Genomic DNA, 26,686 nt, shown 5'->3' on the forward strand with positions numbered 1-26,686 from the left:
AGATTCCTTCAAATCTCTGTATATTTAAAAGTGAGTAAGTTATAGAGGTTTGGGGGAATCTTTTTTCTTTCTAATTAGAAAAAGAGGGAACTGGACTTCAATAAAGTAAATTTTCCATACTCAAAAAATGAATCATTGGCAAAATGCTTGTTAATGTCTTGGATTATAGCTAATATTATAAACAGGAATAATAGTTGGACTAAAGATAGAGAATACTATGATTGCATTTGAAGTAACTATAAATGATGATAAACCAATAGTTATGGGTTCTAGTAATGTGACAACTGTCATTTTATCCTATGGATATTCTGGAGCAGATAAGGTTTATTTGGGTGGATTAGATCGTTACCGTTATATTTCTTGGTTTAAAGGAAAACCGGAAAAAGGTGATAAGGTTGTGATCAAAGTTATCGAAACAGATCAAATATCGCCTATATTAGAGGCTAAAAACTGTGATCGTAGTGAGATGAAAGCAAGGTTTGAACAACTTAAAACAGAACTTCTTGAAAAGGGGCTTATATAGAATATGAAAGGACTTATTGTAAAATTCGAAGATAAGGTTTGCAAAGCTGGTATTCCCGATGGTGGTGTAAGTCTTCTTGCAACTATAGCCCGCTATAATGATCCTTTTTGGAGCATTGGTGGTTTAAAAAAGCCGAATGAAATTCATCAAATATGGAATGGTGGTATGCTTAAAGTCGGAGATCGGATAGAAATCGAATTTGCAGAGTTCGATGAGGCTTCTGAGCCTGTTGCAGAAAATACACACTCTTGTTGTAAATTGGATAATTCTGCGGATGATGATCCGGAAATGTGGAAGCATAAGCTCGATTCTTATTATGAGTTGAAGAAAGTGCTAGAAGAGCGTATTATAGAGAAGGAATAAGAATTTTGAATAATTAAAAGTTTGATATAATGTCAGGTTCAGGTTTGATGCTATTGTTTTGTACTGTGATATCAGTTGTGTTGAATATATATTATATAAAACCTGTTTGGGAGAAACCCAAAACAAAACGGGCGGCGCATTTTCGTTTTGCATTCTGGCTAATAGGTAGTACAGGACTTGTTGTTTATTTAATGATAGAGACTTGGAAATTTGTATTGAAAGATCTATTTGTATAAATGTCTTTATATAGAAAGGAGATGTTATCTATAAATTAAGTTTTCTTTTATTAGTATCTGTATTAGTGCCACCATATTGGCACAGTTGTGTCAGCACTGTGGCACAATCGTGCCAATATGGTGGCATTCTTGTGCCAATACGGTGGCACAATTGGATTGTATATGACTTCTATGATAAGTTATATAGTATTGAATAAGAGTATCATAATATTAGATAGTACAAATTATTATGTATTGCTTTTTATGAGTTTAATTGTTGGAATTATAATAGTATGAAATACTATTTAGTTTTTCAATTCCGATTTATTTTATTATTCGTACATGGACTAGATACAAAGAGTAACGTAAGCTCAATGGAATCAGAAATGATAAGTTGATTTCTGGAGATAACATGAATGATTTGGTGAGACAAGATACGGTGAATTAATGGGCCGAAATATAAATGATAGGTATTGAATCCCGTAATTACTTATTTTATACCTTTGCAGTGGCGAAATTACTAGACGAGATTATTAATGAGATAGAAATAGTAGAGATATGAAGCAGACAATTTATCCTTTCAAACAATTATTATCGGGCGGCCTGTTATGTATTGCCGTCGTGGTAGCCGCATATCTATTCGAGGTCTTTTTTCCAGGAATGTATATGAATGCTTTCTCATATTCTATATATCTTTCATTCTGGATGGTTCTTTTAGTAGGAGCATTACTTTGGACATTACGGAAACCGGGAATACAAGGATTAGGAGCAGAAATAACAGATTGGCAAATCATTGCAGCTTTTCTTTTATTTGTAGCAGATCGAATTTATAATATGATGCCGAAGGAAGTTCATCAAGTTGTCGATCCGGTATTATCAACTTATACATTACCTGCATTAGTTATTGGGAGTATAATAGTAACAACATTAATAAAGTTTTCTATTTCATTATATCGAAGGTTAGAGGATGTTCGGAAGCAAAATATCCTTCAAACACAAAGAATTCAGCAATTACTTGATGCTCCTCCAGCGCAACATAAAAATTGTAAATTGATTCGTAAACTTATTATAAATGAATCTATTGCTCAGCTTTCTGCTAGTGAGAATTTGCAATTGGTAGAGGAATGTCAGATTATTGATTTGGAATTCTTTAATTGGCTCAGAAAACAACATCTTCAGCAAGCTCCACCACCACGTGATATAATCTTATGTGTTCTTATTCGGATGCTGAAAACAAAAGAAGAAATATTGGCTATTTTCTGTATTACTAACGAAAATTATCGTGTTATGAAATCTCGTGCGCGGAAGCGTTTGGGTATTGAAGATGATGATTGGGAAACTTTTTTGAGGAAACTCAAGTAAATTATTCCTAATACATTAATGAGTTTATCAATTTTACTAAAGAATTAATGGCAGCAATAAGTCCAGTCATTACACCAAAGTAAAACCATACTCTTTTATTGGAGTATGGATCTTTAGGGAATGTATCAATAGCACCGATTATTATTACTATCCACGAAAGGAAAGTAAAAAAGTTAATCAATAAAATTTGAGCAACTCGATTTATATCATTTAAAAATAAGTCTAAATAGCATAACATGAAGATAATGCTGCAAACTATACAATATATAATGATATATTGTATAGCTTTAACTTTTAATTTCCTATGCATTTTTGGTAATTTTCTTCTGCTATTCTTGCTTCTAAATTATATCGTGCTGCAGCATCTATATAGCAAATTTGTGCAACAATTGGTACACCACCGCAATATACAATATCATTATCAAATGTTGCTTTGGCTCTATAAAGATGTTCATCTTTCAGTTTTTGGCATTCAGAAATGTCTCCACCTTCCTTACGTGTTTTTAAAGGATTTATTTTAGTTTGTAAACGACTCTCTGCAAATTGAGTAAATAATAGAGCTTTTTCTTCTTCACTTAATCTCAAAAAACCTGTTTGTTTGAATAAATCGTCTTTAGCCTTTTCTACTTGTTGTAATACATCATTCAAATCAGCCTTTTTAATGATTTCGACCGTATAATCATCATTATTTATATTTTCCATTAAGTAATCATATTCTTCTTCACTTAACGTAGAAGTATAAGCTTTAAATTTTTCGGCGAGAAGTTCGTTGCTCATTTCAAATTCCCAAAATTCGTCTGAAGTAGCGATAGAATCAATAAGTGTATATTCCCCATTCATCATTCTCGATGAAAATGCGCGTGTTTTAGCTATCCCATTTGTCCCCGCTTCTGTTTCGTCAGCGTAGTAGTCATCGTTACTACAGCTATAAATAAAGAATGTGGCTAATATTCCACAAGCAAATACTATTACATACGATAGATTTCTCATTCTTTTTCCAGTCATGATTGTTTTGATTTTAGATTTGCTGCAAAGTAAGCGAAAAAATACAAATTTGAAGGAAAATATTTGCCCTAAAAATAAAAATATCGGTTCTGATTAATAAAAGTCTGTCTATGAATGTTACAATATAAGTATAAAATGCCTTTTCGCTATGTGGATAAATTGCTTATAATTAGGATAATAGAACTTTTTGTGCTGTAACGCCCTATTGGATTCTAATAAAAAGACGCCTATCTTTGCAAAAGTAAAAAGCAAAAGAATAACATAAAAATATCGGTAATGTTTATTCGTGTTGTTTTGTTCTTCAAATAGAAGATATATTTATTATACTAGCGTGTATAAATAATAATATTGATTGAAAAATTAAAGGTTTGGCGGGAGCACTCTCGGGGGAGAGTATGTTTCATTAGTAACATTGTATGAAAGACTTCTTCTTTGTTGTTTCAGAGGTTAAACTCTGATAGAAAGGGGAAAACGTTTTTTTATAGAAGAGCATCCCGCCAACCTTTATTTTTTATATAGTATTGAAATACCAACCTTTTTATAACAATATTTGATATTTTGATTAAAGGAGTACTCACCAAAGTATTCCGGAATAAATTAAAATGATCCCTCTTCTTTGTTACCATTATTTTCGTCGGTTGCTATAGTAGTAAGTTATTCCATCTTTATTTTCTTGAATAATAGTATCTCATTGAAAGTATATCAATTTCTGTTGTATCATCATGGACTAAATTCATCATCTTATGCTCCGATTTGATACATCTTGACCATTTTCCAGCTAGTTCGTATTTTAGAGCTTCCGACTTACCTATTTCTGTATATGGGTGTCTGGCAATATCTCTGAGTAAGGCTATTATTTTTTTCATTATAGCTTTGTCTCCGGTTTTCTCCAGTAATCAAGACCTATTTTAGCTTGTTCGAGAAGCTTTATTTTCATAAGTTTTCAATATCAATGGATGCTATCACCACTTTTTATTTCTTCATCGCCTTTGCGGATAATGTCCATCATAGCGGAAAATTTCATTATGTATTCGGTTTCTTTAATTGAATTGTATTCTTCCAATGAAATAATAACTACACTTTCGTTTCCTGAGCGATGAACAATTAACGGTTTACTGTCATTTATAACCCCGTCAAGATAACTTTTTAGGTTGTTTCTTAGTTCTGAATAATTGGTTGTTTTCATAACTTTCTTAATTAATAATATAAGTGCATGATATTGTACTTGCAAGTACTATAAGGGCATTAACCACCTTATCGTAAACATTGAATCATTTTATCGGGAACATAATTGTCACGAATGAGCTGCTTCTTGATGAGAAACCAACAAATCATGTAATTGATTCAACTGGGGGCAATACACCAAAAATGGATTCTATTTTGAACTGTTTTCATACAAGATACACATATAAATGCTACCTTTGTGAACATCAAAACACAGACTCGTCTCATATTAAGCCAATTTATAGGTTAATAAGTCGAGACCTAAAGATAATAATAAAATGTGTACCAAGAGTAATGAAAAGGCGAAAGAGAAGGTAGTCTTGTTTTTATTAATCAGGTATAAAACTACAAGAATTTTGTAAGTTTGTATGAAATAAAACACTTGATAAACAGTGATATATGAAGCAAATAGCTTATTCTTTTAAACAATTACTTTCGGGTGGCTTGTTATGCTGTGGTGTCATACTTATAGCATATCTGTCCGAAATGATTTTTCCAGAATTGTATGTTGATGCATTTTCATCTTCTATTTATCTCACATTGTGGATAGTATTATTTGTGGGTGCGTTACTTTGGACCATTCGCGAACCGGGTGCCCAAGGATTGGGCGCCGAAATAACCGATTGGCAATTTATTGCAGCTTTTCTTTTGTTTGCGGCTAATAGAGCTTTTGAGTTGATGCCAAAAGAAATTCATCGGGTTATGGACCCGGTGTTGTCTACCTATACATTACCAGCGTTGATTATTGGTGGAATTGTAGTAGCAGGCATAATCAAGTTTACATCTACTTTGTATAAGAGGCTAGAGGAAGAGCGACGACAGGCAGTTCTCCAAACACAAAGAATTAGAGAGCTGGTAGATTCTCCACCACCTCCACAGAAAGGACTATTGTTATTTCGTAAACTCATTGAAAATAAGTCTATTGCTCAATTTACTCCAAGTGAGATTTCGCTATTGGTGGAAGGATGTCATGCAATTGATCCAGTCTTTTTCAGTTGGCTAAAAAAGCAGAACATTCAACCTTTACCTCCAGCACGTGATATTATATTATGTATTCTCATTCGAATGAGAAAAAGCAAAGAAGAGATATTGTCTATCTTGTGTATTACTGATGGGTCTTATCGTGTGATGAAATCTCGTGCGCGAAAAAGATTTAATATTGAAGATGATGACTGGGAGGTATTCTTACAGAAATTGAAGTAAAGTTTATATTAATGTTTTTATTAGTTCTACAAATGAGTTGATGACACCTACGCTACTCATCATTATTGTATAATAGAACCATACTCTTTTATTAGATAACTTATATTTTGGAAGTGTTTTCACTACACCTATTATAAGGATTATCCACGATACGAATTGAAAAAAATTCATAAGAAAAAATTGGAGGACGTAATTAATGTCCTCTATTATATAATTTAGATAGCAAATGCCAATGCTAATGCCACAAATTATACAGTATAAAATGATGTATTTAGTTAGTTGCCTATACATTCTTGGTAATGTTTTTTTGCCCATTCTAGTTCGCAGTTACGCCTAGCTGCCGCTTGTATATAGCAGGGATAAGGAGGTTGTGTCAAAATGCTGGCACAACCTTTTTTTATGCGCAAAGCCCAGACTTTCGCAAGCCCGGGCTTTGTTATTACCCAAAATTTTTGTAACTTTAGGCATAAAGTTTTTCGTTATGGCAAAGTTACATTTTCGTCCTTACATTCCCAACCAAACAGTTCTTTTTCCCGGAAGAATTGATGAGAACATAGCATCGAACGATCCGGTTCGCATCGTTAATACAGTTGTTGATAATCTCAATCTTGACAATTTCAAGAAGCTTTATAAAGCAACCGGTCGTTGTCCTTATCATCCTAAAATGATGCTCAAGGTAATTATCTACGCCTACATGAACAATATCTATTCGTGCCGCAAGATAGAGAAGCTTCTCCTACGTGACATCCATTATATCTGGCTTTCCGGTAATGAACATCCGGATTTTATTACCATCAACCGTTTTCGAAACCGTGTAAAAGAAGAAATAAATACCGTATTTACGCAGTTGGTTCTTGTCCTTGCCGACAAAGGTTTTATCAGCCTTGACGTAGAGTATATCGACGGTACCAAGATTGAGTCCATGGCCAACAAATATACTTTTGTCTGGCGCAAGACAGTCGAAAAGAACCGTACAAAGCTGATGGATAAGATCCGCATTCTCCTGGAGCAGGTAGATGAAGCCATAGCCCAAGAGAACTCCTCCAAAGACACATCCGTAGAGTTCACTCCTGCCATGCTCTCAGATATAGTGAATGAACTTAAAGAGGTGCTGGAACACCAGCCTGTAACAAAGGACAAGGAACAAAAGAAAGTCATCCGGGAAAAGAAGAAACAGGTCCGGGAACTTGAGGAGTACCGTGACAAGCTGATGGAATACGACAATCACCTTGAAGTCCTTGGAGAACGTAATTCCTATTCTAAGACCGATCCTGATGCTACATTCATGCGTATGAAAGAAGACGCCATGAAGAACGGGCAGACCAAGCCCGGGTATAATTTACAAACAGGTACTGAAAACCAGTTCATCATAGACTTCCGGCTGTTTCCCAACCCCACCGATACGCTGACCCTGATCCCTTTCTTCCACTCCTTCCAGCACCGCTATAACCGCTTACCGGGTATCGGTGTGGCAGACTCCGGTTACGGCTCGGAAGAAAATTACCGGTTCATGCAAGATAATGGGATAGAAGCCTTTGTCAAGTACAACTACTTCCATAAAGAACAGCGTCCCCGTTATACCCCCAACCCATTCCATGCGGAGAGTCTCCATTACAATGCGGGGGAGGATTACTACGTTTGTCCTATGGGGCAGCACATGAACCGTATAGGAACCAGACGTGACAAAACAGCGAGCGGATACATCTCCGAAAGTGCCCGGTATAAAGCACAAAGATGCGAAGGCTGTCCTTTGCGTGGCAGTTGCTTTAAAGCCCGGGGGAACCGTATTATAGAAGTCAACCACCGGTTAAACCAATACAAAAGGCAGGCACGGGAAAGGTTGCTCTCAGAAGAAGGAATCAGGCATAGGGGCAGGCGGTGTATAGAACCGGAAGCCGTTTTTGGACAAATGAAATACAACATGGCATACAGAAGGTTCCGGCATATGGGAGAAGACAAGGTGACAATGGACTTTGCCTTCTTTGCCATAGCTTTTAATATCAAAAAGATGTGTGCAAAACTGAGAAAGGCAGGAAAGGAGTTCATTACACTTGCTAAATCTATATTTATTGGGCTATTTATAACTCGATACAACGGGAATATAGTAACTTGTTACCAAATGAATGAGAAAAAAGCGGCATAGCCAAAAGAAAAGATAACAGGACTATAAATTTTAGAAAAAGGTTGTGCCAACGTTTTGACACAACCTCATTAGAGTTATAATTCTTTTCAGCTTGCTGAATTTCAGCTTCCCGTTTCTTTTCACATTCAGATATGTTTCCTCCTTCTTGTCTTGTTTTCAATAAATTTGCCTTAGTTTTTGAACGGCTTTCGGCAAACTGCATAATTAATTGTGCTTTTTCATCTTCACTTAATCTTAAAAATCCAGTGTTTTTCATCAAGTTTTCTTTTGCTTTATTCATTTGTTGTAGTACTTCTTCCATATTAGCCACTTGAATGAATTCATCCATATAATCATCATTATTCAGATTTTCCATAAGCTTATCATAATCTTCTTCTCCTAATGATGAAGCATAAGCATCAAATTTTTGTGCAAGAAGTTCACTACTCAGTTGAAATTCCCAGAACTCATCAGAAGCAGCAATAGAATCAATAAGTGTATCACCTATTCCCATTGTTCTAGATGAGAGAGCACGAGTTGAAATTATACCGTTCTCTTCTCTTTGTGCTTCGTCAGCATAATATTCATCATTACTACAACTATAGATAAAGAAGGTGGTCAATATTCCACAAACAAATACTATTACATACGAGATACTTTTCATATTATTACCAGTCATGATTTTTCTAAGTTTTAAATTTGCTGCAAAATAAGTGGAAAAAAGTAAATTAGAGGGAAAATATCTGTTCTAAAAATAGAAAAATCAGTTCTTATGTATGATTAGCGTATTTTGCGAATGTTACAATATTAGGTGTAAAATGCTTATTTTATTTAGCTAATTACTTAATAATGAAGTTATAATATTCCCTTATAGTGTAACAAGCGGTTGCGTATTATTGAAAAGTGTAATATTTTAGCAAAGAAATAAAAATCTTAATAAGGGCAAAGATAACTGATAATGTTAGTATGAGTTGTCTTACTTTCTAGAAAAAGAGTTTTATTATATTTATTGTATGTATTGAACGAAAATTTAAGGTTTGGCGGGAACGTACATGGGGGAATGTTCAAGAAGCATTTAGTGAATTACTTTTTCTCTCTTGTATTAGATACAAAACATAGAGTAACAAATGTATGCTTATTGTTTACCAGACTCTAGTTGAAAAGAAATGTTTTTCACTATTGCTGTTTCCGCCAATCTTTTATTTTAATGTTGCATAAGAAGATGTGTATGGAATATTTCAGTTTATAACTACCTTTCTTTTTATTTTAATGATTCCACCTTTGCAAACATCATTCTGTTTAATCGATCTTATTTTCTTCGAATGCAGAATTATATTTAGTCGATGATGAATTGATAATTGATGTTTGATGTTACAATATATAATAAAGAATATATTTTATGGTGCTTTAATCTGTTAATATACAATAGGTATGAATCGAAGGAAATGTAACAGTCTTTTGTGTGGCGATTAGATTGTCTGTATCTTTGCCGATGTTATACAGTTATTGGTGAACTTAATAGTTACAACTATAAATACAAAATAGGGTTTCAGGTACGATGAAAGTATTGATAAAATTATTTTTTGTTTGTTCGTTTGCTGTTATTGGAAATTTTCTTTTTTTCTCTTGTACAGGGACAAAAAAGAATGTTCCGGCAGTTGCTTTATTAGAGAGTGCCCTACAGCAAGCCGGTGAGAATCGTGCCGAACTGGAAAAAGTATTGTCTCGTTATCAAACAGATCCGGCAGATAGTTTAAAATATAAAGCTGCATGTTTCTTGATAGAAAATATGCCTTATTATACCTATTATAAAGGAAAACGGTTGGAACAGTATCTTACTTATTATACTTTATTACAAGAGACACGTGGAATGGGAATCTCTCCTAATTTGTTAGTTGATTCTATCCACTATATGTATGGAGCGTTTCAATTGGATTCTTTGCAATCTTGCAAGGATATCGAAACGGTAGATTCTGCATATCTTTGTAATAACATTGAATGGGCATTTAAGGTTTGGCAGGAGCAACCATGGGGGAAACATGTTTCATTTGCAGTTTTTTGTGAATACCTTCTCCCTTATCGTATTGGCGACGAGACTTTGAGTAGCTGGCGGGAAAACATTTATCGGAAGTATAATCCTTTGCTTGATTCTTTGCGGGCATCCGGTGTACTTGATAAAGCAGATCCGATTGTAGCAGCTCGTTGTTTGCTTGACTCTATTCGTAAAGAGGGAACAGTTTTCACAACTGTAGCCCCTGCAAATCTTCCCCATGTGGGACCCGAAGTTGCCCAACAGAAAACCGGCAGTTGTCGTGAAACAACAGATTTTGTAGTTTACGTTTGTCGCGCATTGGGAATTCCTTGTGCAATCGATTTTATGCCGATACGTGGCGATGAGAATGATAGTCATCAATGGATTTCGTTTACCGATAAATATGGTACGCTCTATTATCATGAATTTCCTAATGGCGTGAGTGAGGTTAGGAAAGATGGAGTGTGCGCAATTCCTAAAATCAAGGTTTATCGTAATACATTTAGTCTGAATCGTTCCATGCAGGAAGATATGCAGGCGTTGGATACGGTTATCGTTCCTCTTTTTGAGGACCCTCATTTAGTGGATGTTACTTTTTCATATACAAAAGACTTTAAGAAAGAACTGAAAATTCCCGGATCGGCTATTTATAGGGGTAGACCTCGTTCCCGGATTGCTTATCTCTGTGCAAGTAGATTGATGGAGTGGGAACCTGTTGCGTGGACTGAGTTCGATGGTAGAAAACTTGTCTTTAAGGATATACAGAAAGGTTCTGTAATGCGCGTAGCTACTTATGAGCAGGGACATCTTCGCTTCTGGACAGATCCTTTTGAGGTTGATATTTCCAATGAGTTTCATTTTTATACTCCCTCGGATAGTGTGCAGGATGTTACTTTATTCGCTAAATATACTTTACGGGGAGAAGACTTTTTTCGCAACCGTATGATCGGCGGGACCTTTGAAGGAAGCAATGACCCTGCTTTTCGCGAGAAAGATATTTTGTATAGGATAGACAGAAAGCCGGAACGTTTGCAGACGGTGGTTCAGTCTTATTCTTCGAAAGCCTATCGTTATGTTAGATATATTGGTCCGAGGGATGCACATTGCAACATTGCAGAAGTGGCATTTTATGGGTCGGGGGATACTGTTCCTTTAAAAGGGAAAGTGATTGGAACTCCCGGATGTTTTCAGAAAGACGGTTCGCATGAATATACGAACACTTTTGATGGAGACGTTACGACTTCCTATGATTATATTGAACCTTCCGGAGGTTGGGCAGGTCTTGATCTGGGGACTCCGAAGCAGATCGGAAAGATTGTTTATACTCCCCGCAGCTATGATAATTATATTCGTCCGGGCGATGAATATGAATTATTCTATTGTGCAAAGCGGGATAAATGGGAATCTCTTGGAAGGCAAGTTTCCGGAGCAGATTCATTGTCATATAAAAATGTTCCTGCTCATACGTTATTACTGTTGAAAAACTATTCGCGTGGCGTTCAGGAACGGATTTTTAAATATGAAGATGGAAGACAAGTCTGGAGATAAGAGCTGTCTAGCGTTTTTTATAATTAATATAGTGCGCATATAATGATAACATTTAAACCAACAGTCATTCAAGGTAGTTTGATAGTCTTATGTTTAACTGCCGTATTTGTGTATTCTCTATCGTTTACAGATCCATATATCGTTCCTAAATGGTTATTTGTAATATTAATCACTTTAGGAATGGGCTTGTATGTCTCTTTCAGAATATTACTGCGAAAACCTGTGGTAATGGATTTGTCTTTGGTAGGGATAAGTATTGTTGGCATCTGTTGTTTGCAAGCGTTATATGGTTTATTGCAATATTTTAATGTGTTTTCTTCAGACTCCGTTTATCTGATCACAGGTAGCTTTGATAACCCTGCGGGATTTGCAATTACTCTTTCTGCCGGCTTTCCTTTTATTGGATTTTTAATTCAGAAAGGTAATCATAAGTATATTCAATATCTGGGGTGGATAATTGGAATTATCCTTCTGGTAGCAGTATTCTTGTCAGGTTCGAGGGCAGGTATTGTTAGTATTGTGGCAATTTGTACCATATTCTTTTATAGTCGGTTTATTTGTAAAGGGATATGGAACTATTTATTATCCGGTGGGCTGATTCTGCTTTTAGTATGTTCCTATTGGATGAAAAAGGACTCCGCCGACGGCAGGATGCTTATTTGGCAATGTGGTATAAATATGGTAAAGGAATCGCCTTGGATTGGACATGGGATAGGCAGCTTCGAAGCCCATTATATGGACTATCAGGCTGAATATTTTAAGGTACATGGGCAACAGAGTCGCTTTGCCATGTTAGCCGATAATGTAAAGCAGCCCTTTAATGAATATCTGGGAGTTCTTTTGAATTTTGGGATTATTGGTTTGCTGGTTTTGGCTGCAATCATATTCTTACTGTTTTATTGCTATAAACAGAATGTTACTAATGAAAAGAGAATAGCTCTGTATGTGCTAATCTCGATAGGTATATTTTCATTATTCTCTTATCCGTTTACTTATCCTTTTACGTGGATTATTACTTTCTTGTCTGTCTTTGTTATTGCAAAAGAATATATTAAGGATTTTCTTGCTGTGGAATGGAGACGAAATGTGATAGGGGTGTTGGTCTTAGGATGCTCAATAATAGGTGTTTATAAGTTAGTGGAACGTATACAGGCAGAATTAGAGTGGGGTAAGATCTCCAAACTAGCTCTTTGCGGATCATATAATAAGGCTCTTCCTTCGTATGAAAAACTAAAAACATCTTTTGTGGATAATCCTTATTTCCTTTATAACTATGCTGCTGTTTTATCGGAAAATAAGCAATATGAAGAAAGTTTGGAGGTGGCTCTACAATGCCGTCAATATTGGGCTGATTATGATTTGGAGTTGTTAATAGGGGAGATTTATCAGTCGTTAAAAAAGAAAGAACAAGCAGAAATGTATTATAACAAGGCTGCTTTGATGTGTCCGTCCCGTTTTTTACCTTTTTATAAACTGTTCTATTTATATAAAGAAAATGAAGATGAAGAGGGAATGATAGAAATGGCAAAGTTGATTATTGATAAACATGTAAAGATTGAAACTTCCTCTATTTTGATGATGAAAAGAGAGATGAAAAGAGAATTAATACGTATAGAGCGAGGAAAATAGGAATAGTGTGTAATTTATCGCATAGACATAATATATTGACTTATTAAATCTAAAGGTAATGTTTTTTGATCTGGCATATTTCGTTGCAATAATCTTGTTAAACGTGTATATACCCATTGGCAGAATTGAAAAATAAAAGATTAATATCTAAAAAGTTACGCATGATGGTGATATTTTATATGCTAGGAGTACCCAATCTTTTAATAATTAGTCGACGTATGCTAGACTTATATGTATTATTCGCAAATTTTCTTGATATATGAAAGTATTTTTCCGATAATATAGTCATAGGAGTCTATTGATGGTAGTGAAGCATTTTTCTGCATCTGTTCAAAGTCAATAGAAATAAAATAGTAGAAGGTAATTATTGGATAGTCCAAAAGTGTGAGATAATTGTTTGTTAGGAGAATATTGTCTCAAAATGAACAATAATATTTGTTCAAATATGAATTGGGGGCTATGTTTTTTGTTACAATGTATATATGGATAATATTATTCCATTGTTTAAAGTGTTGATAATCAGTAAGTACTTGGGGAAAATGTGTAACAGGCTCTTGTGTGATGCTTAAAATGACTGTATTTTTGCAAATGTTATACAATAGTTTAGAGGACTGAATAGTTGTAATTTAGAAACAATGGGAACGGTTCTCACGACTGTCTTTCTTGCCCACTTTCCACACGTGGAACCTGAAGTTGCTCAACAGAAAACCGGTAGTTGCCGTGAAACTACAGATTTTGTGGTTTATGTTTATCGCACATTGGGAATTTCTGTGCTATTCAATAAAAAAGAAATGGATACTCTCTTTTGTTGATTAATTTAAGGTAGTAAATAAATGGAATTAGGGTCTATGTAACTTTATTAGTTTAATGAGTACTTTAGTAGAAATGTAGATACTAAAGTAAGATATAAGGAAGTTATATCACCCGTGTGTAAATATACATAATTTAATAAAATAATTAGTGTGAAAAATAAAAAATACTGTTTTACTATGAATAAGAAAAATTGGATGCGAAATGCATTCTTTGTATTTTTTTTGGCGAGTGTTTTCTTGTTTATGCCCGTAAGTCGTGCACAAGATTCACAGCCTACTTGGCAGAAATATCTGGAGCATCTAAAAAATGATGCATTCAAAGACTACATGGGCGATTTAAATCAATTAAAACTGTTGAAGTATACCTATAAAGGGAAAATAAGGTCTGAAAAGCATAAGTCACGACTGATAGAGACTATTTGTTCTGACAAAGCAGCTACCGTTTCGTTGTTGTCAAACTTGGTTATAAGCGACACCACCTTTACGAATAACGACGTTATAATTCAACAGAAGATATACCCTAATTTTGAGATAGTTACAGTTCGTCAAATGGTAAATTCCGGAAAATTGACCGAAGACTCTATTGCGATGATCAAACAACAGCTCTATGAAAATGTCAGAATTGGCTTTGATTATTTGGAATTGGATTGGAGCTATAAGGGGAAGAGATTCCGTTCTCTAAGCATTGTACCGAGTGATGGTATTCCCACTGATTTCATAACTTCACGGTTGTACACGCGCGATAAAAAGATCATAAATAGTCGGAATTCTACCAATAAGGAATAATAATATGTTTTTAATATAAATTAAATTTGTTCATTATGAAAAAGTGGAATTACTTCTTTTATTTATTGTAAATTTATTTTTAGTTTCTTGTAATGCGGATGTTTTCTTGGACTCAGAATCTTTACATTCTAATGAGAATGCATCATTTCCGACTACTTGGCAGGAACAGTTGAGATGTGCTAAAAATTATAATAGTTCGACCGCAAGATCAGCTATTAATGGACTTGCTCTTGTCAGACATTCCTACAACGGAAAGATCAATACAGAGAATCAGAGATCTGAACTACTAGAACAGTTGTTCGTTGATAATGCCGACATCGTTATGTATTCGGATAGTTTGAACTTTGAGATTGTTTCCCTGAAGATTATCAGGCAAAAAGCACAATCAATGGGCGTTGATGATCCAAGTAAAACTCTTAAGCTTCAGCTTGATTCTATAATAAAAGTGGGTATGGATATACTCGAGTTAGAGTGGTGTTATAAAGGGAAAACGTATTATTCCACAGCTATTGCTTCCAATGAGCAGGGCGGTATTCTTTATGACCATATAGGACATATGATAATAATGTCAGGTAACCATGAATCACGAGCTAGGGAGATAAAGTCGGATGTGAAAGCAATCAAAACAAGGAGTGAAGGAGGCGGTGTTACAGAACGGAGTTTTGTTTTACAGAATGATGGTGGTTATAACATCTGGGGCAATCTTGTTTGGGAATATACTATTAGTTGCAGTTCGTTTTTTGATGGTAATGGAATATTGTGTAATCGTAGTATGTTGGCACTTCATGACTCGGCTGTTGGTTGGTCTTGCGATGCAAAAATACAAACGATTAACGGAGAACTTGGATCATCTAAGTTCCATGAATTCGCATGGGGACATGCACATGCATATGTTCTTTCTGTATCAGTAGAATGGAATGGGGTTGGATTTACAATTTCTGGAGGAGCTACTGGAGCTTCTGGAAGTATAGTACATAGCCGATAAAATAAAAACGAACTAATCGGCAGAGATGTCATTTATTTTATTAGTTTTATCATTTACTCTGCCGAAATAAATGTTAATTCATTATTTCGGTAGAGCTTTCTATAATTTTCAAATGATGAAGAACTATTGTTATTAAGTATGTATATATATATTGGTGAGAATATTGTGACTCATCTTTATGGATAAGGTTGGGGATTTTAGCACTCATAGAGGTGTGCGGTTCTTAAGTGTCGGAACTTTTATAAGTGGGATATTGATAAAAAATATGAAGACTGGTTTTGTTTCATATATGTGGGGATGAAAATTGTCTATTGTGTTACTGATTATTTGTGTAATACTTTGATTAATCGAAGGTTTTATTTCGATTAAATTTCTATAACTAATTGTTAGTATGAAAAAATATTTTATTATTTGCTTTTTCTCTATTTTTTTAGGAGCTTGTAAAAGTACACCGTATTCTGATGAAACGACTAAAAATAATCTTCGTGTACCTGCTTATCCGTTATTGACACTGCATCCACATATGAAAGTGTGGTCTATGACAGATGAATTGAATAACCAGAATGTAACTTTTGGTGGTAGTAAACAACTGCCTTTTATCGGATTCTTACGAGTAGATGGTGTCATGTACCGTTTCATGGGAAGTAAGGAACTGCCTATGCAAACTATTGCACCGATGGCGTTGGACCATGAAAAGTGGAAAGGTAAGTTTACATGTTTAATCCCCGACGAAGGTTGGGAACAGCCCGGATTTGATGACAAACGTTGGCAGATATCTGAAGGTGCATTTGGTACTCCCGGAATGTGGGAAGCAAAAACGCAATGGGTATCATCTGATATTTGGGTACGTAGGGAAGTGGATGTAGATCCGTATTTGTTGGAACATAAGAAGATTTATCTACGTTATTCCCACGATGATGTATTTCAATTATACATCAATGGAAAACAATTGGTGAGTACCGGCTATGATTGGGGAGCAAACTTTAAAGTGGAAGTTCCCGACTCTATTTTACAAACCATGAAAGGGGGAAAAGCTATAATTGCTGCCCATTGTGAAAATCGTGAAGGAGGAGGCTTGGTAGACTTTGGACTTTTTGCAGAAGAACCGACTATTCCTGTTGAAACGTTAGCTCCTATTTCTTATGAAAAAGAATGGACTGGAAAATATACGATGGAACAACCTAAAGAAAATTGGGAAACAGCTGGATTTGATGATACTGCATGGACTGAGGGGCAGGCTGCTTTTGGTACCAATGACCAGCGAAATGTCCGTACACCGTGGTTTTCACCCAACATTTGGGTGAGGCGGAAGTTAACGTTCGATCCGTCATTGGTAAAGAATAAGCAGATCTATTTATGTTATTCTCATGATGATGTATTCCAATTGTATGTGAATGGAATGCAGTTGGTTAGTACCGGATATGAATGGAAGAGTGATTTGAGAGTGAATATTCCGGATTCGATTGCAGATACCATGAAAGACGGGCAGGCAGTGATCGCTGCCCATTGCGAGAACCGGATGGGAGGTGCATTGGTAGATTTCGGTTTATATGCCGAATCGAAGGAAGCCAGGCAAAAATCGGTAGATGTACAGGCTACGCAGACACACTATACATTTGAATGTGGAGACGTGGAACTGAAACTTAGTTTTACTGCTCCTTATTTACTCGATGATTTAGAAACTCTTGCCCGTCCCGTTAATTACATCTCTTATCAGGCTAAGGCATTGGACGATAACGAACACGATGTTGCTATCTATTTTGAAATAGACCCACACAAAGCATTTGACGCCGGACAATCTACGCAGATGTATGAGAAAGATGGATTAGCATTGATGAAAACCGGAAAAGAGAATCAGAAACTATGGGTAAATAAAGAAAGGGAAGATCGTGCATGGGGATATTTCTATTTGGGAACGAAGGATGATGTCACTTGTGCGCAGGGAGACGCTGCTGAAATGCGTGCCTACTTTATGAAAGAAGGTGATCTGAAACAGATGAGAAAGTCGAATGAAAAGCGTTATGCCGCATTTGCGCAGAAGTTGGATGTGGATAGCGATTTTCCTCAACACCTGACTGCTGCATTTGATGGTTTGTATACGATGGCTTATTTTGGTGAAGATTTGCGTCCTTATTGGAATAAGAATGGAGAAAAGACTATAGAGGATTTATATGTGGAAGCAGAAGAGGAATATAAAGAGGTGATGGCTAAATGTTATGAATTTGATCGCCAATTAATGGCAGATGCTTATCTTGTCGGAGGAAAAGAATATGCTGAGCTTTGTGCTTTGGCTTATCGACAATCGGTCTCTGCTTTTCAAATGTCCGAATCACCAGAAGGTGATTTGCTTTATTTTACTCCGCAGGTGGGACCGGTTGATGAATATTATCCGGCTTCTCCGCTTTATCTTCGTTATAATCCAAAGTTGGTGGAAGCGATGTTGAATCCTTTCTTTTATTATAGTGAAAGTGGGAAATGGGGAAAACCTTATCCAGTGCACGATCTCGGTGGTTATCCGATTGTGAACGGACAAACAGTAGGCGGTGATATGCCTGTGGAAGAGGCAGGAAATGCTTTGATAATGACTGCTGCCATTGCCAAAATGGAGAAGAATGCTTCGTATGCGGAAAAGCATTGGGAGACGCTAACGCATTGGGCAGAGTATTTATTGGAAATTGGTACGGATACTGGGGATCAATTGACAACGGATAATTTTGCAGGGGGATGTCATCACCATGCTAATTTATCTGCTAAAAGTATTTTAGGTATTGCTTCGTATGCAAAGTTAGCGGAAATGCTAAATAAGAAAGAAGAGGCGAAGAAATATATGGATGCTGCCCGTGAGATGGTTAAAGAATGGGAGGAATCTGCTTATGACGGAGATCATTATCGGTTGGCTTTCGACCAACCGGATAGTTGGGGAATGAAATATAATTTGGTATGGGATAGATTGCTTGACTTGAATCTTTTCCCGGAGAGGGTTATCCAGAAGGAAATGGATTTCTACCTGACTAAGATGAATGAGTTTGGTTGTCCGTTGGATAGCAGACATAGTTATACGAAAACTGATTGGACGGTATGGACGGCTTCGTTGAGTACAGATAGTACGACGTTCCGCAAGTTTATTTTACCACTTCATAAGTTTATGAATGAGACTAAAGATCGTGTACCAATGGCAGATTTTATAAATACGGATCGTACAACTATTGTAGACTTTCGCGGGCGTTCAGTGGTGGGAGGGTACTTCATTAGGTTATTAGAACAGAAATAAACAAATATCTAATGGAAATATTTGCTCAAAAATAGAAATATTAGTTCAAGTGTATGTCAAGAATTGGTTTGGAATGTTACAATAGGGTTCTAATAATAAATTATTGATTTGGTAATTTGTTTATAATCAGAGATATATTGGGATTTATTCTGTAACACCCCCTTGTCTGGCTATTAAAATTGCCCTATCTTTGCAACAACAAAATAACAAGATGAGATCATTAATGGTGTTAGTTTATTGAGTTATCTTGTTATTTCCAGATCAAGCAGGTTCAGTGAATAGCTTGAAATAAAAAGAAGCTTGTTTTCTTAATAGAAAATAATTGTTTTAATATGTAGATATTAGGTTTGGTAGGAACAACATGGGGGAAACATGTTTATGTTGTGAAGATCATCTTCCATATCGGACCGGAGTTGTAACTTGTTTATTAGACTCTATTCGGAGGAAGAAGTTATTCATGGTTGTAGTTCCTGCCAGCCTTTTTTCTTTTGTACTTTTCTTATCGAACTGATCGTTGTTCCATTCTGTTTTATGTGTACTTTTTCAGATTACTAATTTCTATTAGATTTCGTCTATAAGAGTTACTTGAGAGATGTATAAGAGTTACACCAATGATGTACAAGAGTTGTGTGAATGATATAGGAGAGTCAAGGGAAAGATATAGGTGTTTGGGTTGAATGATATACTAGAATTCGATTGCATAAATCATAGAATTGTGACGGCCATTTACAGCATAAATAATTGGTCAATGATAATTGAAGCAGGGGGCGATTTATCCCTATTCAATCTATGGGAAGTTTGTTTTCATTCACTTTGATGTTTTTTTCAAACTATGGGATGTTTGAATATAGGCTTCTCAATCTTTTTCTTGGAAATATGATTAGTTTGATGATATAAAAACAGATTTTCCTTCATCATTCATATTTTAGATATTGTGCTGCTGATCAGTGAAATAAAATGAATCTTCTTTCTCTCCCTTATAAAGACCTGTAAGCGTCTATTAGTTTTGCCTCGTGATAAGTAAAGAGTCAAAATCAAAAGAGCTTATAAATCTCCAATAAATAGGTTCGAAAATAATAGAAAAAGATGGCGCAATGCAAGTGCTTGTATGATAGGAGAATATGCAAAAATATGACTGAAGGAAAAACCATTTTACTTTATGATTATAGCCCTTTAATACTGATTATTCTTCGATAAGTGATGTGAAGATATTGCTGTCTTGTTATCTTTATGATTTTGTCTTTTTAGGCGCATAAATGTATTTTAGATAAAAATTGCCTATCATGGAAGTTGTAGTGAAATATAATGCTGCAAACGTATTCAGTTCTCTTTTTACTAAATATTTATATACTAAAAAGATAAATGCAGTACAAAGGATTGTCGTCAAAGTAATTATTAGTATTCTCTTTATCTTCGGTAGTAATGTTTTGTCCAAAATGTATGTATAGAGTACAAAGATGGCAATTGATAAGATTCCCGTTATAGCAAAAATCATAATGTCTATATTGATGGGACAGAAAAACTGAATGAGTACCATGCCGCTAACTGTTATAGTAAGCTCAGATAGAAATAGAAGGAAACTTTTCATATTTGTTTTTTTATAGTGTTCTGAAATTGTATTTTGCTAGTCTTTATAAAGCTCTCTAATGAAATCTGATATGGAATCGCAATCTGCTTTCATTTTCTTCTTTAGGCGACTGCGTCTTGTTCGTAGTGAACTCATCAATATATTACAGAATATTGCAATCTCTTTATGATCCAATCCCATTCGCATTAATAAGATGATATGAATATCGTCTTCGGTAAGCGAAGGGTAGTTTTGACGTAATTTTGCGGCAAAATAATCCTGTGATTGGTTTATGTATATTTCCAGGCGGTTCCAGTTCTCTTTAGTCAATCTGGATGGGGAATGTAGTAACTGATTTATTTCGTTCTCGTCTACAGTACTATTGTTCTTCCCTTGGAGAGAATTCATATAAACATCCAATGCAGCAGCTTGGGCTGCATGTTCTGATTTTGCCAAAGCACGTCGGACGACTTTTCTACTGATGAAGAATGCAAATAATGTGATAAAAGTACAATAGATAATTCTCAAAATAATTCCCATAATTGATCTTATTTTTTTGGCAAATATAGAGTGTGAATCTGTGAAAGATTTGACCGGTCAATTTATAATTTTAGTCCGTCGAGTAATTCCAGATAGATTCCGATAGCTTCTTCTATCTCTTTCAACATAATATATTCCTCAGCAGTATGTGAACGTGAAGAGCGTCCCGGACCGATTTTCACCGATGAAAAGGGCATTAATGCTTGATCCGATAAGGTGGGAGAACCAAACGGTGCACGTCCCAGCTTCACTGCCTTTTGCACAAACGGATGTTTTTCATCAATCCGCGATGAGTTGAGGCGGAAAGAACGCGCCTGAGCAGCACAGGAAATATGTTTCTTGATTACTGCAAACAATTCTTCATTAGAATAAAGCTCATTGCTACGAATATCAACAACAAATGTACATTTATCAGGAACTACATTATGTTGTGTGCCGGCATTAATGACTGTAACACTCATTTTCACAGGTCCCAGCAAAGGAGATTCTTTCTCAAATTGATAATCGCGAAACCATTTGATATCGTCCAATACTTTATATATTGCATTATCGCCTTCATTGCGTGCGGCATGACCAGCCTTTCCTGTGGCTGTGACATCCAGTACCATTAATCCTTTTTCGGCAATAGCAGGTTGCATCTCTGTGGGTTCACCTACAATTGCAAAGTTTATCGGAGGAAGTCCTGGCAATACACTTTCGATTCCATTTTTACCGGATACTTCTTCTTCGCAGGAAGCCAAATATATCAGATTATAGCTTTGTGAAGTTCGACATAGTTGCAGGAACACCTGTAAGAGAGAGACTACACTTGCTCCGGCATCGTTACTTCCCAATCCATATAGTTTCCCATTTTCTTCGCGTGGGGTAAACGGATCTTTGCGCCAGCCATTTACAGGTTTTACGGTGTCGATATGAGAATTGAGCAGGATAGTTGGCTTTTTCAGGTCGAACATTGGGCTGAGACACCAGACATTGTTTCCTTTACGCCCTGCCTGCATCCCTTCGGCTTCGATATAATTTTGTAAAAAATCAGCGGCTTGGGTTTCTTCGCGGCTGAGCGAAGGAATACTGATTAGTGATTTGAGCAGACTTACAGCCTCTGCCGCCATGGACGAAATATCATAGTTCATTGTGTAGATTGATTTTAGATAGTATTTTAAATTGCACAAAGATAGTCGTTTTGCGCAATTGTTTCAAATAAAACTAATACCTTTGTAGCATATTTACTAATACAAAGCGTATGACTTATCATCATTTATCTGTCTTGGTTCATCGTCAGGCTGAAAAGTATGGCGACAAGGTAGCACTGAAATACCGGGACTACGAGACAGCACAATGGCTTCCAATCACTTGGAACCAGTTTTCGCAAACTGTAAGACAAGCGGCAAATGCGTTTGTTGCATTGGAAATCGAAGACCAAGAGAATATAGGTATTTTCTCACAGAATATGCCCGAATGGTTTTATGTAGACTTCGGAGCTTTTGCAAATCGGGCAGTGACTATCCCTTTTTATGCAACGAGTTCGCCTGCACAAGCACAATATATTATTAATGATGCCCAAATCCGCTATCTTTTTGTCGGGGAGCAGTATCAGTATGATTCAGCTTTCAGTATTTTCGGCTTTTGCTCATCTCTGAAACAATTGATAATTTTCGATCGTTCTGTGGTAAAAGATCCGCGCGATGTATCTTCTATCTATTTTGATGAGTTTATGGCGATGGGAGAAGGACTTCCTCATAACCAAATTGTAGAAGAGCGTACAGCACGTGCTTCTTATGACGATCTGGCAAATATTCTTTATACTTCCGGTACTACCGGAGAACCTAAAGGGGTGATGTTGCATCATTCTTGCTATCTGGAACAGTTTCATACGCATGACGAACGTTTGACTACGATGTCGGATAAAGATGTTTCCATGAATTTCCTTCCACTGACACATGTCTTTGAGAAAGCATGGTGTTATTTCTGTATTCATAAAGGGGTACAAATTTGTATCAATCTCCGTCCTGCTGATATTCAGACTACGATTAAAGAAATTCGTCCGACATTGATGTGCAGTGTTCCCCGTTTTTGGGAGAAAGTGTATGCCGGTGTGCAAGAGAAAATTAATGAGACTACCGGTGTGAAGAAAGCATTAATGTTGGATGCTATCAGGGTTGGTAAAGTTCATAACCTGGATTATCTACGTCTGGGAAAGACTCCTCCAGTGATGAACCAGCTTAAATATAAGTTTTACGAGAAGACTATTTATTCATTGCTGAAGAAAACAATCGGTATTGAGAATGGTAACTTCTTTCCGACTGCCGGAGCGGCTGTTCCCGATGAAATCAATGAATTTGTACACTCTGTAGGGATTAACATGGTAGTGGGATACGGATTGACTGAATCTACAGCTACTGTTTCGTGCACATTGCCAATTGGCTACGATATCGGTTCGGTGGGTGTAGTATTGCCGGGATTGGAAGTGAAGATCGGAGATAATGACGAGATTCTGCTTCGTGGTAAAAGTATTACCAAAGGATACTACAGGAAAGCTGAAGCAACCGCTGCTGCCATTGATTCTGGAGGTTGGTTCCATACGGGAGATGCCGGTTATTTTAAGAACGGACAACTTTATCTGACAGAACGTATCAAAGATTTGTTTAAAACATCGAATGGTAAATACGTTGCTCCGCAAGCTTTGGAAACAAAACTGGTTATCGACCGTTATATTGATCAGATTGCGATTATTGCCGACCAACGTAAGTTTGTTTCTGCGTTGATCGTGCCGGTATATGGATTGGTAAAGGAGTATGCAAAAGAAAAGGGAATTGAATATAAGAATATGAATGAACTTTTATTGCATCCTAAAATTCAAGGTCTATTCCGTGCTCGCATTGAGACGTTGCAACAACAATTTGCTCGTTACGAACAAATTAAACGATTTACTTTACTCGCTGAACCGTTTAGTATGGAACGTGGAGAATTGACTAATACTTTAAAGTTAAAGCGTTCTGTTGTGGCTGTTAATTATAAAGATGTGATTGAGAAAATGTATGATGAGTAATTGATAACATAATTTCGGTTAAAGAATTATGGATAAGGCTGTCTTAAAAAATAAGGCAGCTTTATTTATAATTTGTAAGTTAGGAATATTGTCCCTCTTATTTCGCTCTATTTTCTCATCGAGAGTTGGAATATAACTATTGATTTGTAGTCCTTTTTATGTTTTTATTTTTATTGGAAAAACCTTACTTATATGTAGTATTCAGAGGGAAATGATTCAGATTGATATACCCGACATGTTACAATATCTCTTCTAAAGTAAATAGCTGTAGGTTTTATTTAATTTATAATCAGTTGATTATAAAAATGTGAATGTAACAATATCTTGCTTATCAGCAATATGTTGCGTATATTTGAGAAACAATTGTATATGTTTGTGTTGACTAAATCAGATATAAAATGAAAACACCAATAAAATTGATTTTTATTTCTTTGCTTACAATAATAGTTAGTTTCTATTCTTGTTCAGAGATAAGAAAGGAGTCACATATACCTTCTTTATTAGATATAGCTCTTCAACAAGCTAAAAATAATCGGCCTGAGCTTGAAAAAGTTTTGTCTTATTATCGGTTACATCCGGCAGATAGTCTTAAATATCGTGCCGCTTGTTTCCTGATAGAAAATATGCCATATTATACATATTATAAAGGTGAACGCTTGGAGCAGTATCTTACTTTCTATTCGTTGTTGCGTGAAACTCGCGGTACCAATATTACTCCTCGAGCGGTGGTTGATTCAGTCTATTATATGTATGGACCTTTTCATTTGGACTCTTTGCAATCCTATAAGGATATTGAAACAGTCGATTCTGCTTATTTATGTAATAATATTGAATGGGCATTTAAGGTTTGGCATGAACAACCTTGGGGAAAAAATGTATCATTTACAGATTTTTGTGAGTATATTCTTCCGTATCGTATTGCGGATGAGACACTGAGTGATTGGCGTGAAAATATATATCATAAATATAATCATTTGCTTGATTCTTTCCGTATTTCAGATATAGTTGATAAAGATGATCCGGCTGTTGCAGCACGTTGTCTGCTGGATTCTTTGCGTAAAAGGAGTAAGTTTTTCACTACAACTGTTCCTCCTGAACTTCCTCATGTAGGACCGGAGGTCGCTCAGAACAGAACAGGAAGCTGTCGGGAACTTTCCGATTATGTTGTATATGTATGTCGTGCCTTGGGAATTCCCTGTGCTATCGATTTCATGCCAATTCATGGTGATGGAAATGACGGTCACCAATGGGTATCATTTTCCGGTAGGTATGGTGACTTGTATTATCAGGAATTTCTAGACGCTTTGAAAGAAGTACGAAATAGCAAGATATATGGTTCCTCTAAGATAAAAGTCTATCGTAATACTTTTAGTCTTAATTGTGATATGAAAGAGGAAATGCAAAAACTAGATTCTGTTGTTGTTCCTTTTTTTAAAAGTCCTCATGTCATTGATGTTACAGATTTATATGCAAAAAGTTATAAGAAAGAGTTGAAGATTCCGTCGAAATCAATTTATAAAGGTAAACCACATTCGCGTATTGCTTATCTTTGTGCTAGTAGCCGGATGAGTTGGGAGCCTGTAGCATGGACCGAATTTGACGGGCAAAATTTAGTTTTTTCAAATATACAAAGAGGACCTGTAATGCGTGTAGCTACTTATGAGCAAGGACATCTCCGTTTTTGGACTGATCCGTTTGAAGTGACAATTTCTAATGAATTTCATTTCTTCACTCCATTAGATAGTGTGCAAGATGTTACTTTGTTTTCCAAATACTCTTTGCAGTCGGAAGAAAAGTTTCAGAATCGTATGCTTGGAGGAACTTTTGAAGTGAGTAATGATCCGGCTTTTCAGCAGAAGGAGATCATACATATGATAGGGCGTAAACCGGAACGGTTACAAACAGTTGTTTATCTTAATTCTGTGAAACCTTATCGCTATATTCGTTATGTTGGCCCTGAGGAGGCACATTGTAATGTGGCTGAAATTACTTTTTATGCAGTTAATGATACTATTCCATTGAAAGGGAGAGCGATGGGGACTCCCGGTTGTTATCAAAAAGATGGTTCACATGAATATCCGAATGTGTTCGATGGTAATACGGAGACATCTTTCGATTGTTTGGCGGTTTCCGGTGGCTGGGCTGGTTTAGATTTAGGCAGTCCTAAGCGGATAGGGAGGATTGTTTATACGCCTCGTAACTATGATAATTATATACGTCCGGGTGATGAATACGAATTATTTTGCTGTATTGGAAGGGATAAATGGGATTCTTTTGGTGTACAGATTTCCAAGGCAGATACTTTGGTCTATAAAGATGTTCCTGTTAATGCTTTATTACTATTGAAAAATTATTCTCGTGGTACGCAGGAAAGGATTTTTGCCTATGAAGATGGAAAGCAGGTTTGGAAATAATGAAGTTTATAATAAAATATTGTTTAACTAAATAAAAGT

18 protein-coding genes are annotated in these 26,686 nt (G+C 36.0%); 12 read left to right on the forward strand and 6 right to left on the reverse strand.

The window, feature by feature from the left end; genetic code table 11:
• Window positions 1–217: 217 nt before the first annotated feature.
• From EJF25_RS17640 to EJF25_RS17650, 3 genes are all read left to right on the forward strand, one after another.
• On the forward strand, window positions 218–523 hold the full coding sequence (locus EJF25_RS17640; protein WP_125042159.1) for a hypothetical protein: 306 nt from the start codon (window positions 218–220) through the stop codon (window positions 521–523).
• 3 nt (window positions 524–526) lie between these two features.
• Complete coding sequence (locus EJF25_RS17645) at window positions 527–886, forward strand: hypothetical protein (RefSeq protein WP_125042160.1); 360 nt, start codon at window positions 527–529, stop codon at window positions 884–886.
• Window positions 887–1,659: 773 nt separating this feature from the next.
• Window positions 1,660–2,463, forward strand: coding sequence for a hypothetical protein (locus EJF25_RS17650; RefSeq protein ID WP_125042161.1), 804 nt, complete (start codon window positions 1,660–1,662; stop codon window positions 2,461–2,463).
• Between the two features lie 294 nt (window positions 2,464–2,757).
• Here EJF25_RS17650 and EJF25_RS17660 read toward each other — a convergent pair whose 3' ends face one another.
• The 3 genes from EJF25_RS17660 to EJF25_RS17670 form a co-directional block, all read right to left on the reverse strand.
• Complete coding sequence (locus tag EJF25_RS17660) at window positions 2,758–3,468, reverse strand: hypothetical protein (RefSeq protein ID WP_200832935.1); 711 nt, start codon at window positions 3,466–3,468, stop codon at window positions 2,758–2,760.
• 665 nt (window positions 3,469–4,133) lie between these two features.
• Window positions 4,134–4,334: a Txe/YoeB family addiction module toxin gene (locus EJF25_RS17665; protein ID WP_125042164.1), complete on the reverse strand. Its 201-nt coding sequence runs from the start codon at window positions 4,332–4,334 to the stop codon at window positions 4,134–4,136.
• Between the two features lie 83 nt (window positions 4,335–4,417).
• Window positions 4,418–4,654, reverse strand: a complete 237-nt coding sequence (locus EJF25_RS17670; protein ID WP_125042165.1) for a type II toxin-antitoxin system Phd/YefM family antitoxin — start codon at window positions 4,652–4,654, stop codon at window positions 4,418–4,420.
• 437 nt (window positions 4,655–5,091) lie between these two features.
• On the opposite strand from EJF25_RS17670, the gene EJF25_RS17675 reads away from it, so the two are divergent.
• Together EJF25_RS17675 and EJF25_RS17685 are read left to right on the forward strand one after the other, a co-directional pair.
• Window positions 5,092–5,895 (forward strand): hypothetical protein, encoded by an 804-nt coding sequence (locus EJF25_RS17675; protein ID WP_125042166.1) that lies wholly within the window; start codon window positions 5,092–5,094, stop codon window positions 5,893–5,895.
• A gap of 481 nt (window positions 5,896–6,376) precedes the next feature.
• Window positions 6,377–8,038: an IS1182 family transposase gene (locus tag EJF25_RS17685; RefSeq protein ID WP_125040504.1), complete on the forward strand. Its 1,662-nt coding sequence runs from the start codon at window positions 6,377–6,379 to the stop codon at window positions 8,036–8,038.
• Here EJF25_RS17685 and EJF25_RS17690 read toward each other — a convergent pair.
• On the reverse strand, window positions 7,974–8,696 hold the full coding sequence (locus EJF25_RS17690) for a hypothetical protein (RefSeq protein WP_125042167.1): 723 nt from the start codon (window positions 8,694–8,696) through the stop codon (window positions 7,974–7,976). The two genes, EJF25_RS17685 and EJF25_RS17690, sit on opposite strands and share 65 nt — an antisense overlap.
• A gap of 879 nt (window positions 8,697–9,575) precedes the next feature.
• Here EJF25_RS17690 and EJF25_RS17695 point away from each other — a divergent pair.
• The 5 genes from EJF25_RS17695 to EJF25_RS17715 all read left to right on the forward strand — a co-directional run bounded on the left by EJF25_RS17695 (window position 9,576) and on the right by EJF25_RS17715 (window position 19,080).
• Window positions 9,576–11,597, forward strand: coding sequence for a transglutaminase domain-containing protein (locus EJF25_RS17695; RefSeq protein ID WP_125042168.1), 2,022 nt, complete (start codon window positions 9,576–9,578; stop codon window positions 11,595–11,597).
• Window positions 11,598–11,639: 42 nt separating this feature from the next.
• Complete coding sequence (locus tag EJF25_RS17700; RefSeq protein ID WP_125042169.1) at window positions 11,640–13,226, forward strand: O-antigen ligase family protein; 1,587 nt, start codon at window positions 11,640–11,642, stop codon at window positions 13,224–13,226.
• Window positions 13,227–14,215: 989 nt separating this feature from the next.
• Complete coding sequence (locus tag EJF25_RS17705; protein ID WP_125042170.1) at window positions 14,216–14,824, forward strand: hypothetical protein; 609 nt, start codon at window positions 14,216–14,218, stop codon at window positions 14,822–14,824.
• A 106-nt stretch (window positions 14,825–14,930) separates the two neighbouring features.
• Complete coding sequence (locus tag EJF25_RS17710; protein WP_125042171.1) at window positions 14,931–15,809, forward strand: hypothetical protein; 879 nt, start codon at window positions 14,931–14,933, stop codon at window positions 15,807–15,809.
• 391 nt (window positions 15,810–16,200) lie between these two features.
• Window positions 16,201–19,080, forward strand: a complete 2,880-nt coding sequence (locus EJF25_RS17715) for a glutaminase family protein (protein WP_125042172.1) — start codon at window positions 16,201–16,203, stop codon at window positions 19,078–19,080.
• 1,624 nt (window positions 19,081–20,704) lie between these two features.
• Here EJF25_RS17715 and EJF25_RS17720 read toward each other — a convergent pair.
• Both EJF25_RS17720 and EJF25_RS17725 read right to left on the reverse strand, forming a co-directional pair.
• Window positions 20,705–21,187, reverse strand: coding sequence for a helix-turn-helix transcriptional regulator (locus EJF25_RS17720; protein ID WP_235016855.1), 483 nt, complete (start codon window positions 21,185–21,187; stop codon window positions 20,705–20,707).
• Between the two features lie 62 nt (window positions 21,188–21,249).
• Window positions 21,250–22,317 (reverse strand): M20 family metallo-hydrolase, encoded by a 1,068-nt coding sequence (locus tag EJF25_RS17725; RefSeq protein ID WP_125042173.1) that lies wholly within the window; start codon window positions 22,315–22,317, stop codon window positions 21,250–21,252.
• 110 nt (window positions 22,318–22,427) lie between these two features.
• On the opposite strand from EJF25_RS17725, the gene EJF25_RS17730 reads away from it, so the two are divergent.
• Both EJF25_RS17730 and EJF25_RS17735 read left to right on the forward strand, forming a co-directional pair.
• Window positions 22,428–24,233 (forward strand): AMP-dependent synthetase/ligase, encoded by a 1,806-nt coding sequence (locus EJF25_RS17730; RefSeq protein ID WP_125042174.1) that lies wholly within the window; start codon window positions 22,428–22,430, stop codon window positions 24,231–24,233.
• A gap of 398 nt (window positions 24,234–24,631) precedes the next feature.
• Entirely contained in the window at window positions 24,632–26,647 is a 2,016-nt protein-coding gene (locus EJF25_RS17735) for a transglutaminase domain-containing protein (protein ID WP_125042175.1), read from the forward strand.
• Window positions 26,648–26,686: the final 39 nt, after the last annotated feature.

The organism is Bacteroides faecalis, assembly GCF_003865075.1.
Taxonomy (GTDB): domain Bacteria; phylum Bacteroidota; class Bacteroidia; order Bacteroidales; family Bacteroidaceae; genus Bacteroides; species Bacteroides faecalis.

Bases quoted from the DNA above. Each gene is read 5' to 3' on its own strand.
- EJF25_RS17690 (WP_125042167.1), bottom strand. From the start codon at position 8,696: ATGACTGGTAATAATATGAAAAGTATCTCGTATGTAATAGTATTTGTT.
- EJF25_RS17675 (WP_125042166.1), top strand. From the start codon at position 5,092: ATGAAGCAAATAGCTTATTCTTTTAAACAATTACTTTCGGGTGGCTTG.
- EJF25_RS17645 (WP_125042160.1), top strand. From the start codon at position 527: ATGAAAGGACTTATTGTAAAATTCGAAGATAAGGTTTGCAAAGCTGGT.
- EJF25_RS17705 (WP_125042170.1), top strand. From the start codon at position 14,216: ATGAATAAGAAAAATTGGATGCGAAATGCATTCTTTGTATTTTTTTTG.
- EJF25_RS17660 (WP_200832935.1), bottom strand. From the start codon at position 3,468: ATGACTGGAAAAAGAATGAGAAATCTATCGTATGTAATAGTATTTGCT.
- EJF25_RS17730 (WP_125042174.1), top strand. From the start codon at position 22,428: ATGACTTATCATCATTTATCTGTCTTGGTTCATCGTCAGGCTGAAAAG.
- EJF25_RS17720 (WP_235016855.1), bottom strand. From the start codon at position 21,187: ATGGGAATTATTTTGAGAATTATCTATTGTACTTTTATCACATTATTT.
- EJF25_RS17670 (WP_125042165.1), bottom strand. From the start codon at position 4,654: ATGAAAACAACCAATTATTCAGAACTAAGAAACAACCTAAAAAGTTAT.
- EJF25_RS17695 (WP_125042168.1), top strand. From the start codon at position 9,576: ATGAAAGTATTGATAAAATTATTTTTTGTTTGTTCGTTTGCTGTTATT.
- EJF25_RS17700 (WP_125042169.1), top strand. From the start codon at position 11,640: ATGATAACATTTAAACCAACAGTCATTCAAGGTAGTTTGATAGTCTTA.
- EJF25_RS17650 (WP_125042161.1), top strand. From the start codon at position 1,660: ATGAAGCAGACAATTTATCCTTTCAAACAATTATTATCGGGCGGCCTG.
- EJF25_RS17685 (WP_125040504.1), top strand. From the start codon at position 6,377: ATGGCAAAGTTACATTTTCGTCCTTACATTCCCAACCAAACAGTTCTT.
- EJF25_RS17640 (WP_125042159.1), top strand. From the start codon at position 218: ATGATTGCATTTGAAGTAACTATAAATGATGATAAACCAATAGTTATG.
- EJF25_RS17715 (WP_125042172.1), top strand. From the start codon at position 16,201: ATGAAAAAATATTTTATTATTTGCTTTTTCTCTATTTTTTTAGGAGCT.
- EJF25_RS17735 (WP_125042175.1), top strand. From the start codon at position 24,632: ATGAAAACACCAATAAAATTGATTTTTATTTCTTTGCTTACAATAATA.
- EJF25_RS17665 (WP_125042164.1), bottom strand. From the start codon at position 4,334: ATGAAAAAAATAATAGCCTTACTCAGAGATATTGCCAGACACCCATAT.
- EJF25_RS17725 (WP_125042173.1), bottom strand. From the start codon at position 22,317: ATGAACTATGATATTTCGTCCATGGCGGCAGAGGCTGTAAGTCTGCTC.